The organism is Actinomadura napierensis, from assembly GCF_039529375.1.
GTDB lineage: Bacteria > Actinomycetota > Actinomycetes > Streptosporangiales > Streptosporangiaceae > Spirillospora > Spirillospora napierensis.
This window is the reverse complement of the sequence record NZ_BAAAMR010000002.1, coordinates 77,044-91,990: the sequence shown is the minus strand read 5'-3', so window position 1 is coordinate 91,990 and position 14,947 is coordinate 77,044. Positions and strand designations below refer to the sequence as shown.

Genomic DNA, 14,947 nt, shown 5'->3' with positions numbered 1-14,947 from the left:
GGGTCAGCGGGCCGCGGGCGCGGGTCAGCGCGCCGCGGGCCGCTCCCCCTCGAGATGAGCGCGGACGGTCTCCAGGTGCTCGCCCAGCGCCGCCTGCACGCGGACCTCCATCGCCCGCGCGATCAGCGGGTCGACGACCATCTTCACCAGCGGCCGCATCCGGCGCACCACGGCGGCGACCTCGGTGACCTCCTCGCCTTCCGGCCGGTCCTCCAGCCGGCTGAAGACGTGCTCCTGGACAAGGCCGACGAACCGCCCGGCGATCACGTCGACGTCACCGCGGATCCGCTCGGCGATGTCGAGCACCGCGTCCAGCGGGATGCCCGCCGCGACCAGCTCGGCGCCGACGTGCAGCAGCCGGGGGCTCGGCACCCGGTACACCCCGCCGTCCGGCTCGATCAGGCCGAGCTCGATGGTCCGCCGCCGCATCCGCTCGCGCTCGCCCTCGTCGAGCCCGCCGCCGAAGATCGCGATGAGCTCGTCGTAGGTCGCGGTGCCGGGGATCTCGTCCGACCACGGGTCGGTGAGCACCTTCTCCAGCCCGAGGACGTCGCCGACGTCGCGGCCGGTCTCCCACGCGGTCAGCAGGTCCTTGATGACCGCGAAGGTGTAGCCGCGGCCGAGCAGCTGGCCGATCAGCCGCAGCCGGGCCAGGTGGGAGTCGTCGTACAGGCCGACCCGGCCGGCCAGGCGCGGCGGCGGCAGCAGCCCCCGGTCCTGGTAGGCGCGGATGTTGCGCACGGTGCTCCCGGCGGCCCGCGCCAGGTCGTCGATTCGGTACTCGGCCATGCCCCGCCCGCCGGTTGCGTCCACCTTGACCGCAGCGATCTTACTCCGCCATCATTGTGACATTGATCAATGAGACATAGAGGGGGAGTCCATGACGGACCCCGGCGGGCCCCTGGACATCGAGGAGACCCTCCTCGGCGGCCCCCTGCGCTACACCCGCAAGGACGTCGAGGCCCTCTCCGGCGTCCCCGACGAGTACGCGCGGCGCATCTGGCAGGCCCTCGGCTTCCCCATCCCGCCCGACGAGGAGGCCGCCTTCACCGACGGCGACGTCACCGCCCTCCGTGAGATCAACGAGGTGCTGGGGCACGACCTCGTCGACGAGGAGACCGTCCTGCAGCTCGTCCGCGCCGTCGGGCAGACCATGGGACGGCTCGCCAGCTGGCTCGGCGACGTCTGGCTGCAGCGGCTGAGCGTGCTGCCGTCCGGCGAGCCCCTCACGGCCGACCTGGTCACCGCCGCCCTCGCCGCCACCGAGGAGCTGCGCCCGGCGTTCGAGCGGCTGCTGCTGCACGGCTGGCGCCGCCAGCTCACCGCCGCCGGGATGCGCGCCGCCGCCGTGACGGCCGCCGCCCTGTCCGACCCCGGGGCCGGCCTCGCCCACCTCGCGGTCGGCTTCGCCGACGTCGTCTCCTTCACCCGGCTCAGCCGGAGCCTCGACGCCGACGCGCTCGCCGCGTTCGTCGAGCGGTTCGAGTCCGCCGCCACCGAGATCGTCGCGGACGCCGGGGGCCGCGTCGTCAAGACGCTCGGCGACGAGATCCTCTTCGTCACCACCGACCCGGCCGCCGGCGCCGAGACGGGCCTGCGCATCGCCGAGCGCTTCAACGAGGACCCCGAGTTCCCGAAGGTCCGCGTCGGCCTGGCCTACGGCGAGGTCATCCAGCGGCTGGGCGACGTCTTCGGCACCCCGGTGAACCTCGCCGCCCGCCTCACCGCGACCGCCTATCCGGGCACCGTCCTGATCGACGGCGGGCTGGCCACCGCCCTCCCCGACGGCGGCCGCTACGACATCTCCGCCCTGCGCCCCCGCCCCCTCCAGGGACTCGGCCGCGTGCGGCCGCGTTTGCTCCGCCGGGCCTCTGGCGGCGGGCGCTGACGGCCCGTAGCGTTCGTGACCACCGGGCTCTGTGCCCGGTACGTCGGCGGATGGGGTCCCTTGTTCGACTTGGTGGTCAGGGGCGGGACGGTGCTGGACGGCACCGGTGCACCGGCGCGCCGCGCCGACGTGGCCGTCTCCGCCGGCCGGATCGCCGCCGTCGGCGTCCCGGCGGACGCGCGCGCGGCCGAGGAGATCGACGCCACGGGCCGGTACGTCCTGCCGGGCTTCATCGACGCCCACGCGCACGGCGACGCCGCCGTGTTCGACCGGGAGGCGCAGCTCGCGGCGCTGCGGCAGGGCGTCACCACGCTCGTGCTGGGGCAGGACGGTGTCTCCTACGCGCCGGCGGACGCGCGGACGCTCCGGTACGTCACCCGCTACTTCGCACCGGTCAACGGGTCGCATCCCGCGCTGGGCGGCGCCGTGTCGGTGGCGCAGTTGCTCGCGACCTATGACCGGCGTACGGCGCTCAACACCGTGTACCTGCTTCCGCACGGGACGATCCGGTACGGCGTCATGGGAACGGCGCGGCGCGCGCCGGACGAGCGCGAGCTGGCGGCGATGCGCGCCCACGTCGAACGCGGGCTGAGCGAAGGCGCGGCCGGGCTGTCCACGGGGCTGGAGTACGTGCCCGGCGGCTACGCCGGGGTGGACGAGATCGCCGCGCTGTGCGAGCCCGTGGGTGCGGCGGGCCTGCCCTACGTCACCCACATGCGCGGATACGAGGCCGATGCGGCGACGGCGCTCGTGGAGGTGCTGCAGATCGCCCGCGCCGGACACGTCGCCCCTCACGTCTCGCACCTGCACGGCCCCGGAGACGTGCTGACCCGGCTGATCGGCGGCGCGCGCGCCGGAGGCATCGACCTGACCTTCGACAGCTACCCCTACCTGCGGGGATCCAGCACGCTGACGCTCGTCGCGCTGCCGTCGTGGCTGCCGGTCGCCGACCTGGACGCGGCGCTGGACGCGCTGGCGGACCCGGCCGTCCGCGAGCGGCTGGAGCGCGAATGGTTCGCCGCCCGGCCGGGGATGTGGCGGCGGATCACGCTGTCGCACGTGCCCGCCGACGACCTGCGGTGGGCGGAGGGGATGACCCTTCCGGACGCGGCGGAGCGCGCGGGACGCGGCCTCGCCGACTTCTGCTGCGACCTGCTCGTGGCGACGCGGCTGGAGGCCGGCTGCGTGTTCGCGCAGCCGCCCGCCGCCACCGAGGAGTCGGTGCGGGCGCTGCTGCGCCATCCCGGGCACATGGCCGGCTCCGACGCCGTCTACCAGGGCGGGCACCCGCATCCGCGCGGCTGGGGCGCGTTCGCCCGGCTGGCGGGCCGGTACGTCCGCGACCTGGGCGACTGGACGTGGGAGCAGGCCGCGGTCCACATGGCCGGACGCGCCGCCGCCCGGTTCCGGCTCACCGACCGGGGCCGCATCGCGGTCGGATGCGCCGCCGACCTCGTCGTCCTGGACCCGGCCACCGTCACCGACCGCGCCACCTACGAGCGGCCCCGCGTGCCGGCGGACGGCGTCGAGCACGTCCTGGTCAACGGCGTTCCGGTGCTGAGCGGCGGCGTCCTCGACGAGACGGCGCAGCCGGGCCGGGCGCTACGCCCACGCTGAGACCGGCGCGGGTATCCAGGCGTGCGCCGTATCCTCGTCTGGCCCGACTTCGTCGCCGATGAGAAGAGCTGATGGACTCCTCCCTCTATGTCCTGATGGAGGATCTGCGCGGTGTGGAGGCCGCGCGGGTCCTGGCCCACGGGGTCTCCTCCCTCACGGTCGGCGCGGCCTACCACCGCGCCCGCGATGTGACGCCCCACGGCCGGTCCCGTGTCACCCTGCGGCACGACGGCGTCCACTTCCCGCTGGACGGCCACTTCGACGGGCTCCGGCTCGTCCCGCCCGTCCGCGACGGCGCGGAGGAGCGTCCTCTACGCGCGCTCCGGGAGGAGACCCGCGCGCTCGGCGTCCCTCTGCACGGGTGGGGCGTGTTCCTGCACAACACCACGCTCGGCCTAGCGTTCCCGGACGTCGCGCAGGAGAACTGCTTCGGCGACCGGGCCGCGCCCGCCGACCTGTGCCCGTCCCACCCGGACGTCCGCGCCTACGCGGTCGCCCTCGGGCGCACCATCGCCCGCCAGGGCGTGGACTCCGTCGTCGCCGAATCCCTGCATTTCGGGACGTTCGGCCACGGCTACCACCATGAGCGGTCGTTCGTGGACCTCGGCCCGGCCGCCGAGTTCGCCCTCGGGCTCTGCTTCTGCGACCACTGCCGCCGCCGCGTTCCCGGCGCCGACGCGGCCCGGGACGCGACGTCCGCCCTCGCGGCGTCCGTGCTGGACGGCGGCCCGCCCGTCGAGAGAATCCCGGACGACCTGACCGCATTCGCCCGCGCGCGCGGGCCGATCGTCACGTCCCTGGCCGCCGAGGTCGCCGAAGCCGTCGCGGCGGAAGGCTCCCGGCTCACCTTCATCGATCTGACCGGCGCCATGAAGGGCTACGCGGACGGCCGCCCCACCGGAGCCCCGGCCGCCGACGACGCCTGGAAGGTCGGCATCGACCCGGCCTCGCTGGCTCGCGTCGTCCCGTCCTACGCCGTCCTCTGCTACGCCCGCGAAGCCGACCGGATAGCCGAGGACGTCGCCGCCTACCGCGCCGCCCTCGGCCCGGACACCGTCCTGCGGGCCGTGCTCCGCCCAGGGCATCCCGACACCGCGTCCGCCGAGCACCTGGCGGAGAAGGCCGGGGCCGCCCGCGCCGCCGGAGCCGACACCGTCGACTACTACCAGTACGGCCTGGTGCCGCTCCCCGTCCTCGACCGCATCAACCGCTAGCGCCGCCCCCGGCGTCCAGGACCGGAGGCAGGTCGAAGGCGGCGAACACCCGCGCGTCCTGGAAGACGACGTTGCGCGCGACGCCCTGCGGCGTCACGGTGAAGACCTGGAGCGTGTGCAGCAGGTAGGCGCCGTCGTCGCCGCGGTTGTAGGCGGCGACGGCGGGCTGCGCGTTCGCCGCCGTCCGGACCATCCGCCAGTCGGGGCCGTTCATCGCGAAGACCCGATCCATGAACCGGCCGTAGGAGTCCCGGCCGAGGTACCACAGCGGGACCGGCGGCATCTCCAGCACCGCGTCCTCGGTCAGCAGCGCGACGAGCCCGGCCACGTCGGCGGCCTCGAACGAGTGGATGTAGCGGTCCACGAGCGCATCCACCGCGTCGTCGCCCGGCTCGGCGACGTCGTCCTCGGCCGGGGACGCGCCCTCCAGCCCGGTGCGGGCCCGCTGCAGCGCGCTGTTCACCGCGGCCGGGGTCGTCTCCAGCAGCGCGGCGACCTCGGCGGCCGGGAACTCCAGCACGTCGCGGAGGATGAGCACCGCCCGCTGCTTCGGCGGCAGCACCTGCATCGCCGCGATCAGCGCCAGCCGCAGGGTGCCGCGCCGGATGGCCAGCGCCGCCGGGTCGCCGAGCAGCGCGTCCGGGAACGGCTGGAGCCACGGGACGTCCAGCGCCGGGGCGAGCGGCGCGTCGGTGTCGTCGCTCGGGCCGCCGAGGCCCGACGGCAGCGGGCGCCGCGCCCGGCCCTGCAGCGCGGACAGGCACGCGTTCGTCGCGATCTTGTAGAGCCAGGTGCGGACGGACGCGAGACCCGCGTCGTAGCGCTCCCGGGCCCGCCACGCGCGCAGCATCGTCTCCTGGACCAGGTCCTCGGCCTCGTGGACCGAGCCCAGCATCCGGTAGCAGTGCACCAGGAGCTCGCGCCGGTGCGGCCCCACCCGCGCCTCGAAATCCTCGTCGATCAACCGGTCCTCCTCCGGGCGGCCGTGTCAGCGCGCGGGCGCGTTGGCGTAGGCGGAGATCAGCCACTCGCCGTTCCGCTTGGCCAGCACCCAGGTGGCGACGACCTCGTGTTCGGCCGGCACCTCGGACTCTCCGGCCATGATGATGCCGGACTTGCTGACGATGACGGCGGTGTCGCCGTACACCCGCACGTTCTCCGGCTCGTCGACGGCGCGGGACCCCTTCATCGGCCCGGCGAAGGCCTGGGCCATGAAGTCGCGCACCGCCGGCCGTCCCTGGTGGAAGACGCCGGGCATCACCACGGTGGCGTCCTCGACGTACAGGTCGGCGAACGCCTCGGCGTCGTTGTCGGCCCAGGCCTTGTAGAGGCGGTCGAGCACGGCGCGCACATCGGTCTCATTGGCATCCATCGAAGATTCCTTCCAGTCGGGACGCCCGGTCCGGGCGCCCTCGGGTCGATGGATGTACCGCCCGGATCCCGCCGACTCATCGCTCCCCGCGAAGAAATCTCGAAATGCCGTGTTACCGGGATGCCGGGGGATCGGCGAAGATGCCCTTGAGCAGGCCGGTCGCCTGCCCCACCTCGATGAGGTAGCCGTCCGGATCGCGCATGTAACAGCGGATCTCGGCCTTGCGGTCCAGCGGCTCGGTGAGGAACTGGACACCCTTGGCCTTGGCGTCCGCGTAGAAGGCGTCGATGTCGGCCACCCGGACGTTCATGAACGCCGACACCGGATCGCCCGGCGAGGGCGGGCTCAGAACGATGTCCGGCTTGTCGGGTGTCGGCCCGCCGCCGGGGTTCATGATGATCCAGCTGTTCGCCACCCGGACGGTGGCCGGGTTCTCCTCCAGGATCACCTCGCCCCCGAGGACGTTCACATAGAACTCCTTGGAGACGTCCACGTCCCGGACGGTCAGGAACTGGGTGACCACGAGCCCTTGGCTCGGTGCGGGAAAACCATCATGGTCCGGCATTCCGGTCCCCTCTCTCAGGCCGCTCTCTAGGGCCGGGCTACACGTGGTGGCGGGCCAGGCGGTGCGGGTCGTCTTCGAGTGTGTCGCGGTCCCAGCCGCCGCGCACGGCGGCGGCCTCGTAGGTGCTGTGGAGGAACGCGGATAGGGTCGCGTCCGGGTCGTCCGCCGTGGCCACCGCCTCGTACGGCAGCAGGAACTGGCCGTTCTCGCGGCTGTAGTACGCCGCGTCCGGCGCCACCGCGTAGTCGGCGAACCCGTCCGGCTCGGGATAGGCGTAGGCGTAGAACGCGCCTTCCTCCAGGCCGGGCCAGAAGCCGCAGCTGCTCAGCTCCCGCGAGTACCCCTCCTCCATCACCCAGTCGCCGCAGTTGGGCGCGCCGCCCGGATGCCGCGGCGCGACGCGTCCGGAGAACCGGGTGCAGGCCAGGTCCATCGCGCCCCAGAAGAAGTGCACCGGGCTCACCTTGCCGACGAAATGCGACCGGAACTCGCCGATCACCCGGTTCGCCTCCAGCAGCTGCCGCCAGAACAGCCGCGCGGCCCGCGGATCGTAGGACGCGTGCTGCCGGTCGTCGGCGAACGGGATCGACGGCTCCACCTCGTTGGGCCGCGCCTGGATCGTCGTCTCGATCCCCAGCCCGACGAGGTGGTCCATGGTCTCGGCGTAGAAGTCGGCCACCGGCTTCGGCTCCAGCGCCACCCGGCGCTCCTCGCCGTTGCTGCTGCGGATGCGCAGCAGATGCCCGACGAAGTCGAACTCCATGTCGAACGCCCCGGACCGGTAGGGGATCGCCGAGGTCGTCAGCCCGCGCGGGCTCACGTACAGCGTGACCTGCCACCAGTGATTGACCAGCGGCGCGTGCGCCAGCCTGATCTTCCCGACGATCTGGGTCCACATGTGCAGGGTGTCCCGGGTGTCGGTCCAGTCCGCGACCCGCAACCGCGGCCACGGCTCGTGCCTGTGCTCCCCCACTGGTCCCCCTCGCGCGAACGTACGTCCGCGGGCGCTGGGGGACCGCCCGGCTCCTACGGACGCCCTCCTACCCGCCCCTCCCTCCCGGCAATCGTCGGCGCGGCGTGCTCAGCCCGCCGGGGCGGGGGCGATCATCCGGTCGATGAGGACGTGCAGGTACGTGCGGAAACGCGCGATCTCGTCCCGGTTGCGCGCCTCCGACCGCCCGCGCGCCCCCGGCAGGCCGCCCGACAGGAACCCGAACACGCACCACACCACCGTCCGGACGAGCAGGTCGACCGCCACGTCCGGCGGCACCACGCTCTCGACGACCCCCGAGACCAGCGCGTCCTGCGGGTCGACGTAGTCGTCCTCCAGCTCGCCGACGTCGGCGGCGTCGCCCATCCAGCGGTGCATCCACAGCGCGACGATCTCCGGGTTCGCGACGTAGAAGTCGAGGTACAGGTCGATCACCCGGTGCGCGCCCGCCGGGTCGGGCGTGTACGCGGCCAGCGCGCGGTCCAGCATCTCCTGCTCGGCGCGGTACGCGCGGTCCATCACCCGCCGGTACAGCCCGTTCTTGTCGCCAACGGCGGCCACCGAGGCGCGGCCGCCGTCGCCCGCCGCTTCCGCGATCAGCTCGATGCCGGTCGAGTCGTAGCCCAGCTCCGCGAACAGCCGGGTCGCCACCGCGATGATCTGCTCTTCGTCCTCCACATTCGTCACATTAGGTGATGGCATCGTGACGGTAAGGGACGGGGTGGCCCGGCTCAGCGGCGCCGGGTCTTGTAATGCTGGACGATCAGGGCGGCGGCGCTGCCGACGGCGAGCAGGCCGAGCATCACGTTCGCGATCACGTTGACGCCCGTCCGGGAGACCACCACGTTCCCGGCGATGCCGACCGCCAGCAGCACCCACAGCAACGGCCGCAGCGCGGCGCTCGGGTGCCGGCCGGGCGCCTGCGAAAGGTTCGACGGATCGTTCATCGCGCGCTCCTCGGTCATGGACCCTGCTCGGTCATGGACCTGCTCGGTCCGGTCAACGCCGACAACGCTAGGAACGGCGCGCGCCGCGAACGATCCCGCCAAGGGGCCGTCCTTGGTACAGCAGGCTGTACTTCCCGTCCGACCAGCTGACACGGATCGCGCCGTACGCCTAGATTCGTGATCAAGGAGGTACGGATGGTGGCGAACCGGCCCGGAACGGCCACCCCCGCACGGGGCATCGTGCTGGTGCGCGCCCGCGCCGTCTTCGACGCGCTCGAACACCTCGTCGGCGGCCTCGGCACCGCCCTGCTCGCGTTCGCCGCCCTGCTCTACATCGGCCTCGTCCTGCTCCTGTGCGCGGTCGGCGTCGGCCTGCTCCTCGCGCCCACCCTCCCGCGCATCGTGCGGGCCGTCTCCGAACGGGAGCGCGGGCGGCTGTCCCGGTGGGGCCCGGAGGTCATCGGCCTCGGACCGGCGCCGGCCGGCGTGCGCGCGGCCCTCGCCGACCCGGGCGTCCGCCGCGAGCTGCGCTGGCTGCCCGTCCACGGCACGCTCGGCCTGTTCCTCGGCGCCGCCGGGGCGACCCTGACGCTGGACGCCGCGCAGGACCTCACCTACCCGCTGTGGTGGCGGCTCCTGCCCAAGGACGAGGCCACCCCGACCCTGGTGTTCTGGACGGTCCGCGACGAGGCCACCGCCCTGGCCGTCATGGCCTTCGGCATCGGGCTGTTCGCCTGCTTCGTCTCCCTCGGCCCCGCGATGGCCCGGATGCAGGCGTGGCCGGGGCGCCGGCTCCTCGCGCCCACCGCAGACGTCGACCTGTCGATGCGGGTCGCGCAGCTCTCCGCCACCCGCGCCGCCGCGCTCGACGCCCACGCCACCGAGCTGCGCCGCATCGAGCGGTCCCTGCACGACGGGGCGCAGAACCGGCTCGTCGCCGTCACCGTCCTGCTCGGCGCGGCCCGCCGCGCCCTCGCCCGCGACCCGTCCGCCGCCGAGGCCGCCGTCGACCGCGCCCAGGACGCCGCGGAGCAGGCCCTCGCCGAACTCCGCACGGTCGTGCGGAGCATCCTGCCGCCCGTCCTCGCCGACCGCGGCCTCGCCGGCGCCCTCGCCGGGCTCGCCGCGAGCTGCGCCGTCCCCTGCCGCGCCGACGTCGACGTCCCCGGCCGGTGCGCCGCGTCCGTCGAGGCCACCGCCTACTTCGTGACCGCCGAGGCCCTCACCAACGTCGCCAAGCACAGCCGCGCTCGCAGCGCCGCCGTGATCGTCCGGCGCGACGCCGACCGGCTGCTCCTGCGCGTGGAGGACGACGGGATCGGCGGCGCGGACGGCCGCGGCGGCTCCGGGCTCGCCGGCATGCGCGGACGCATCGAGGCTCACGACGGCCGCCTCACCGTGACCAGCCCACCCGGTGGGCCGACGACTCTCCAGGTGGAGCTGCCATGCGGATTGTGATCGCCGAGGACGACATGCTGCTGCGCGAGGGTGTGGCGCTGCTGCTGCGCGCCGAGGCGCTGGACGTGGTCGCCACCGCCGACGGCCCCGAGGCGTTCCTTGAAGCGGTCGACGCGCACAGGCCCGACGTGGCGATCGTGGACGTCCGGATGCCGCCGACCCACACCGACGAGGGCATCAAGGCCGCCGTCGAGGCGCGCCGCCGCCTGCCCGGTCTCGCCGTCCTCGTCCTGTCCGCCTACGTCGAGCAGGCGTTCGCCACCGAACTCCTCGCCGGCGGCACCGGCGGGCTCGGCTACCTGCTGAAAGAGCGGGTCGGGCGCGTCGAGCAGTTCCTCGACGCTTTGCACCGGGTGGCCGAGGGCGGGACGGCCATCGACCCGGACGTCGTCGCGCAGCTCCTCACCCGCAGCCGCCCCGACAGCGCCCTGGAGCGGCTGACCGCCCGCGAGCGCGACGTCCTCGCCCTCATGGCCGAGGGCCTCGGCAACACCGCCATCGCCGAACGCCTCTTCGTTACCGAAGGCGCCGTCCACAAGCACATCCGCAACATCTTCGCCAAGCTCGACCTGGCGCCCACCGACCGCGCGGACCGCCGCGTCACCGCCGTCCTGCGCTACCTGGAGGAGACGCAGCAGCGCGTCTGAACCCCGGACGCGCTGCTGCCCACCGGGGTCAGCCCCGTCCGGCGGCGTAACCGTGCACGGTGATCCGTTCGGCCATGCGCGCGTAGGCGTCCGGATCGGACGGGACGCTGGTGCCCAGGCCGTCCACGTACCGGTTGTACATGCAGAACGCGGCGGCGATGAGGACGGTGTCGTGGATCTCCACGTCGGTGGCGCCGGCAGCGCGCGCGGCCGCGATGTGCTCGTCCGCGACCTCGCGGCCACCGCGCTGCACGGCGGCGGCGATGCCCAGGAGCTCCCTCAGCTTGTCGGACACCGGCGCCACCGCCAGGTTGGCGTGGACCTGCCGCACCAGGGACATCCCGCCGGGCAACTGCGCGGCGGCGCACGCCCCGTGGGACGAGGCGCAGAAGTCGCAGCCGTTCAGCTCCGAGACATAGGCCGCGATCAGCTCGCGCTCACCGCGCTCCAGCGGGCTCGGCCCGCGGAGCAGGGCCTCCGCCAGCGCGCTGAGCGGTCCGGCCGTCTCCGGCCTGAACGCCAGCAGGGCCGGCAGCCCGGGAACGCCGTCGTCCAGTTCGATGTGCGCCAAGGATCGCCTCCACAGACCGATGCAAGTCCCTCGATCCTCTAACGAACACCATTAGCGCGACAGTTTTCTCGCCACTCCACAAAACGTCATGGTCTCCTGAGGCTCGCCCCACGGGTTCGGCTCCGGCCGCCACCGCGAGCAGGACACCACCCCCGGCTCGACCAGCTCCAGCCCCTCGAACAGCCCCGCGATCTCCCGGGCGGTCCGGGCCCTGATGGGGTGCGGGGTGCCGCTGCCGTTCCACGCGTCCACCGCATCGTGCGTCGCCTCGACGTCCAGGCAGGCGTGGGACAGCGCCACGAAACTCCCCGGCGCCAGCGCCCCGGTCAGCCGCCGCACGATGCTCCGCGCCTCGTCGTCGTCGACGATCAGATGCAGCAGGGCCAGCATCAGCAGCGCGACGGGCTCGCCGAAGTCCAGCGTCGCCGCCGCCTCCTCCAGGATCCGCTCCGGATCCCGCGCGTCCGCGTCGATGTAGCTGGTGGCGCCCTCCGGCGAACTGGTGAGGAGCGCCCGCGCGTGCGCGAGCACCAGCGGATCGTTGTCGACGTAGACCACCCGTGACTCCGGCGCCGCCCGCTGCGCGATCTCATGGGTGTTGTCCACGGTGGGCAGCCCGGTGCCGATGTCCAGGAACTGCCGCACGCCCTCGTCCACCAGGTGGCGGACGCACCGTCCGAGGAACAGCCGGTCCGTCCGGGCCGCCGCGACCACGCCGGGGACCTGCCGGGCGACGCGCTCGCCCGCCTCCCGGTCCACCTCGTAGTGGTCCTTGCCGCCGAGCCAGTAGTCCCAGACCCGCGCCGACACCGGCCGGTCCGTCGCGAACCCGGCGCCGTCAGAGCTCATGTTCTCCTCCGCTCGCCGACGTTGCCGAGGGTAGCGGCCGCCAGCGCCTCCAGCAGCTCCACCTGCCGCTGCGGATGGACGTCCAGCAGGTTCGTCACGACGTGCATCTCGTCGGCGCCCACGGCCGCGGCCCTGTCGAGGTTGCGCAGCGTGCCGTCCACGAACCCAGCGGTCGAGATCTCGGCCCCGGGCGGTACAGGGAAGGCGCTCACCACGACGGTGCCGGTGCCGCCGGCCTCCCGGTACCAGCGGACCTGCGCGGCCGTGTCGTCCCAGTCGACGGCGACCGTGACGAACCCGTCCCCGATCCGGGCGGCCCGCTCGATCGTCGGACGGGTGGTCGCACCGAAGAACAGCGGGATGCGCCCGCCCCACGGCTTGGGCCCGATCTTGGAGAGCGGGACGCGGTAGTGCTCGCCCACGAACTGGACGGGATCGGGCTCCCAACAGGCGCGCATCGCGGCGACGTGCTCGGCGAACCCGGCACCGCGCCGCCCGGCGGGCACCCCGGCCGCGACGAACTCCTCGGGAATGTAGTACGGGGGCAGCCGGGTGCCGCCGCCCTGCCCGATGCCGACGTCCAGCCGGCCCCGCGACAACCGGTCCAGCGTGGCCAGCCGGCGGGCCAGGACGACCGGCGACTCGAAGATCGTGTTCAGGATGCTCGTCATCACCCGGACCCGCTCGGTGTGCGCCGCCGCCCACGTCAGTACCTCCAGTACGTCCCACGGCGGCGACTCGGGCAGCCCGGCGTCGTTCGTCCAGTGCGGACCGGCGGGGATCAGCAGCCGGTCGGAGACCGACACCGCGTGGAATCCGAGCCGGTCGGCAGCCCGCGCCACGGTGACGACGGCGTCCGGCCCGGCGTGCGGGCCGAAATGCTGAAGGGTGACTCCGATACGCGGCAGGTTCATCGCACTTCCCCGAGATCGCTGGACTCCATCGGATACTGGTCGGAGCCGCAGCGGCGTTCTTGTGCTCTTCGGGGAAGGACATCCGGAGAGAAGCCTTGAGACCCAGGAGCCGGCATGGACCCACAGCCCGAGATCGACACCACCGTGCCCCACTCGGCGCGGATCTGGAACTTCCTGCTGGGCGGCAAGGACAACTACCCGGTCGACCGCGCGGCGGGCGAGAACGTCTTCCGCACCTTCCCCGGGATGGTCGAAACGGCCCGCCAATCCCGGTACATGCTGACGCGCGTGGTGCGCTACCTCGCGGCGGAGGCCGGGATACGCCAGTTCCTGGACATCGGCACCGGCCTGCCCACCATGGACAACACCCACGAGGTCGCCCAGCGGGCCGCACCGGAGGCCCGCATTGTCTACGTCGACAACGACCCCCTCGTCCTCGTCCAGGCCAAGGCGCTGCTGAACAGCAGTCCCGAAGGCGCCACCGACTACATCGAGGCGGACGTGCGCGACCCGGAACCGATCCTGGCCGACGCCGCCCGGACACTGGACTTCGACCGCCCCGTCGCGCTCATGCTCATGGGCATCCTCGGCCTGGTGGCCGACTACGAGCAGGCCCGCTCCATCACGTCCCGGCTCGTCGCCCCCCTGGCACCGGGCAGCTACCTCGCTGTCTACGACGGCACCGACGACGACCCCGACTACGTCCGCGCCATCGAGGCCTTCAATGCCGGCAGCGGCGCCGTCCCATACACCCCCCGCAGCCCCGAGCAGATCGCCCACTACCTCGACGGCCTCGAACTGGTAGAACCCGGAGTCGTCCCGGTGACGCAATGGCGCCCCGACTCCCGCTCGGCGAACCACAACGTCGCCTGCACCGGCGGCGTAGGCCGCAAACCCGTGGAGGACCGGTGAAGCACTACCTGCTCAGCATCCAGCAACCCGACGGCGGCCCGCCCGCCCCCGAGGTCCTGGAACCGATCATGCGGGACGTCGCGGCCTTCAACCAGGAGCTCCGCGACGCCGAAGCATGGGTCTTCGCAGGCGGACTGCACCTGCCCCACGCCGCCGCCGTCGCGCACCCGCAAGCCGACGACGTCCTCATCACGGACGGCCCGTACACCGAGGGCAAGGAACACGTCGGCGGCCTGTCCATCATCAAAGCCCCCGACCTGGACTCCGCCCTCGAATGGGCCCGCAAACTGGCCCGAGCCACCACCCTCCCCATCGAAGTCCGAGAGTTCCAGGGCACCCCACCCGACCACCTGCCCTGACCCGAAAGGGCAACCCTGCCGACGGCGAACCCACGCCACAGGATCACCCCTATGGCGGTAGCATCCCGACAATTGACCTTGGCAGCCAAGGGAGATCATGTCTCGCCCGCCCGCACCCCCCGGCGGCCGCCCGCGGGCGATCGCGGCATTGCTGCTGTGGATGCTCTTCTGCGCGCTGATCGGGTTCGGTCTGATCGTGATGTTCGTCGGTGCCAAGGGTCTCTACGATGCTCACCGGCCGATCAAGTGCGGCGGCAAGGTGATGCCCGAAGACGGCCCGTACACGTGCTTCTCCGGCTACGGTCCCCATGGTTACGACGACCTCGTGCGAGAGAGACACGACCGAGCGGAACAGGCACCGTACATGCTCGCCTCCGGAGCCCTGGCCCTGGTCATCGGCGTCCCCGGCATCAGACGCGCTTCACGCTACCTGGGCCGCATCCAACGCTGGGCGACCTCCCTCAACGCAACCGGCCGACCCCCCGCCGAATAACACCCCGCACGCCCTCGACAACGTCTCGGCGGGCCCATGATCGGCGCTGCTGTGCCGCCAGTCACCCTCAGCGGTACGGTCAGGCGCCGTCGACTGCATTGGAGGGCATCATGGCGGGTCCGACAGCGGAGCAGGTCGAGCACTATGTGC

18 protein-coding genes are annotated in these 14,947 nt (G+C 73.0%); 8 read left to right on the top strand and 10 right to left on the bottom strand.

Annotation, left to right across the window (positions count from 1 at the left end; all coding sequences use genetic code 11):
• Positions 1 to 24: 24 nt before the first annotated feature.
• On the bottom strand, positions 25 to 789 hold the full coding sequence (locus ABD296_RS01930) for a MerR family transcriptional regulator (protein WP_344260666.1): 765 nt from the start codon (positions 787 to 789) through the stop codon (positions 25 to 27).
• Between the two features lie 91 nt (positions 790 to 880).
• Here ABD296_RS01930 and ABD296_RS01925 point away from each other — a divergent pair, with 91 nt between their 5' ends.
• From ABD296_RS01925 to ABD296_RS01915, 3 genes are all read left to right on the top strand, one after another.
• Positions 881 to 1,888: an adenylate/guanylate cyclase domain-containing protein gene (locus ABD296_RS01925; RefSeq protein WP_344260664.1), complete on the top strand. Its 1,008-nt coding sequence runs from the start codon at positions 881 to 883 to the stop codon at positions 1,886 to 1,888.
• A gap of 60 nt (positions 1,889 to 1,948) precedes the next feature.
• Complete coding sequence (locus tag ABD296_RS01920; RefSeq protein ID WP_344260662.1) at positions 1,949 to 3,505, top strand: N-acyl-D-amino-acid deacylase family protein; 1,557 nt, start codon at positions 1,949 to 1,951, stop codon at positions 3,503 to 3,505.
• 71 nt (positions 3,506 to 3,576) lie between these two features.
• Positions 3,577 to 4,719, top strand: a complete 1,143-nt coding sequence (locus ABD296_RS01915) for a hypothetical protein (protein ID WP_344260660.1) — start codon at positions 3,577 to 3,579, stop codon at positions 4,717 to 4,719.
• On the opposite strand, the gene ABD296_RS01910 is transcribed toward ABD296_RS01915, so the two are convergent.
• The 6 genes from ABD296_RS01910 to ABD296_RS01885 all read right to left on the bottom strand — a co-directional run bounded on the left by ABD296_RS01910 (position 4,709) and on the right by ABD296_RS01885 (position 8,594).
• A complete protein-coding gene (locus tag ABD296_RS01910; RefSeq protein WP_344260658.1) occupies positions 4,709 to 5,683 on the bottom strand; it encodes a sigma-70 family RNA polymerase sigma factor in 975 nt (324 codons plus the stop codon). The two genes, ABD296_RS01915 and ABD296_RS01910, sit on opposite strands and share 11 nt — an antisense overlap.
• Before the next feature lie 24 nt (positions 5,684 to 5,707).
• On the bottom strand, positions 5,708 to 6,091 hold the full coding sequence (locus ABD296_RS01905) for an SgcJ/EcaC family oxidoreductase (RefSeq protein WP_344260656.1): 384 nt from the start codon (positions 6,089 to 6,091) through the stop codon (positions 5,708 to 5,710).
• Positions 6,092 to 6,203: 112 nt separating this feature from the next.
• Positions 6,204 to 6,656 (bottom strand): VOC family protein, encoded by a 453-nt coding sequence (locus ABD296_RS01900; protein WP_344260654.1) that lies wholly within the window; start codon positions 6,654 to 6,656, stop codon positions 6,204 to 6,206.
• 37 nt (positions 6,657 to 6,693) lie between these two features.
• Positions 6,694 to 7,629, bottom strand: coding sequence for a DUF5996 family protein (locus ABD296_RS01895; RefSeq protein ID WP_344260652.1), 936 nt, complete (start codon positions 7,627 to 7,629; stop codon positions 6,694 to 6,696).
• 108 nt (positions 7,630 to 7,737) lie between these two features.
• Positions 7,738 to 8,325, bottom strand: a complete 588-nt coding sequence (locus ABD296_RS01890; RefSeq protein WP_344260650.1) for a TetR/AcrR family transcriptional regulator — start codon at positions 8,323 to 8,325, stop codon at positions 7,738 to 7,740.
• 53 nt (positions 8,326 to 8,378) lie between these two features.
• A complete protein-coding gene (locus ABD296_RS01885; RefSeq protein WP_344260648.1) occupies positions 8,379 to 8,594 on the bottom strand; it encodes a hypothetical protein in 216 nt (71 codons plus the stop codon).
• Positions 8,595 to 8,771: 177 nt separating this feature from the next.
• Here ABD296_RS01885 and ABD296_RS01880 point away from each other — a divergent pair, with 177 nt between their 5' ends.
• Together ABD296_RS01880 and ABD296_RS01875 are read left to right on the top strand one after the other, a co-directional pair.
• The gene (locus ABD296_RS01880; protein ID WP_344260646.1) at positions 8,772 to 10,052 is read left to right on the top strand and encodes a sensor histidine kinase; all 1,281 of its coding nucleotides are present in this window, start codon (positions 8,772 to 8,774) and stop codon (positions 10,050 to 10,052) included.
• Positions 10,040 to 10,699: a response regulator transcription factor gene (locus ABD296_RS01875; RefSeq protein WP_344260644.1), complete on the top strand. Its 660-nt coding sequence runs from the start codon at positions 10,040 to 10,042 to the stop codon at positions 10,697 to 10,699. The genes ABD296_RS01880 and ABD296_RS01875 overlap by 13 nt, the downstream gene beginning before the upstream one ends.
• A 28-nt stretch (positions 10,700 to 10,727) precedes the next feature.
• Here ABD296_RS01875 and ABD296_RS01870 read toward each other — a convergent pair whose 3' ends face one another.
• From ABD296_RS01870 to ABD296_RS01860, 3 genes are read right to left on the bottom strand one after another with little or no spacing between them, the layout of a single operon-like run.
• Positions 10,728 to 11,270: a carboxymuconolactone decarboxylase family protein gene (locus ABD296_RS01870; RefSeq protein WP_344260642.1), complete on the bottom strand. Its 543-nt coding sequence runs from the start codon at positions 11,268 to 11,270 to the stop codon at positions 10,728 to 10,730.
• A 51-nt stretch (positions 11,271 to 11,321) separates the two neighbouring features.
• Positions 11,322 to 12,119 carry an SAM-dependent methyltransferase gene (locus ABD296_RS01865; RefSeq protein ID WP_344260640.1) on the bottom strand — a complete coding sequence of 266 codons (798 nt, stop codon included), beginning with the start codon at positions 12,117 to 12,119 and terminating at the stop codon, positions 11,322 to 11,324.
• Positions 12,116 to 13,033, bottom strand: a complete 918-nt coding sequence (locus ABD296_RS01860; RefSeq protein ID WP_344260638.1) for an LLM class flavin-dependent oxidoreductase — start codon at positions 13,031 to 13,033, stop codon at positions 12,116 to 12,118. The genes ABD296_RS01865 and ABD296_RS01860 overlap by 4 nt, the downstream gene beginning before the upstream one ends.
• Positions 13,034 to 13,147: 114 nt before the next feature.
• Here ABD296_RS01860 and ABD296_RS01855 point away from each other — a divergent pair, with 114 nt between their 5' ends.
• The 3 genes from ABD296_RS01855 to ABD296_RS01845 all read left to right on the top strand — a co-directional run bounded on the left by ABD296_RS01855 (position 13,148) and on the right by ABD296_RS01845 (position 14,797).
• Positions 13,148 to 13,945, top strand: coding sequence for an SAM-dependent methyltransferase (locus tag ABD296_RS01855; protein ID WP_344260635.1), 798 nt, complete (start codon positions 13,148 to 13,150; stop codon positions 13,943 to 13,945).
• The gene (locus ABD296_RS01850) at positions 13,942 to 14,304 is read left to right on the top strand and encodes a YciI family protein (protein WP_344260633.1); all 363 of its coding nucleotides are present in this window, start codon (positions 13,942 to 13,944) and stop codon (positions 14,302 to 14,304) included. The genes ABD296_RS01855 and ABD296_RS01850 overlap by 4 nt, the downstream gene beginning before the upstream one ends.
• A gap of 97 nt (positions 14,305 to 14,401) precedes the next feature.
• Entirely contained in the window at positions 14,402 to 14,797 is a 396-nt protein-coding gene (locus tag ABD296_RS01845) for a hypothetical protein (RefSeq protein WP_344260631.1), read from the top strand.
• Positions 14,798 to 14,947: the final 150 nt, after the last annotated feature.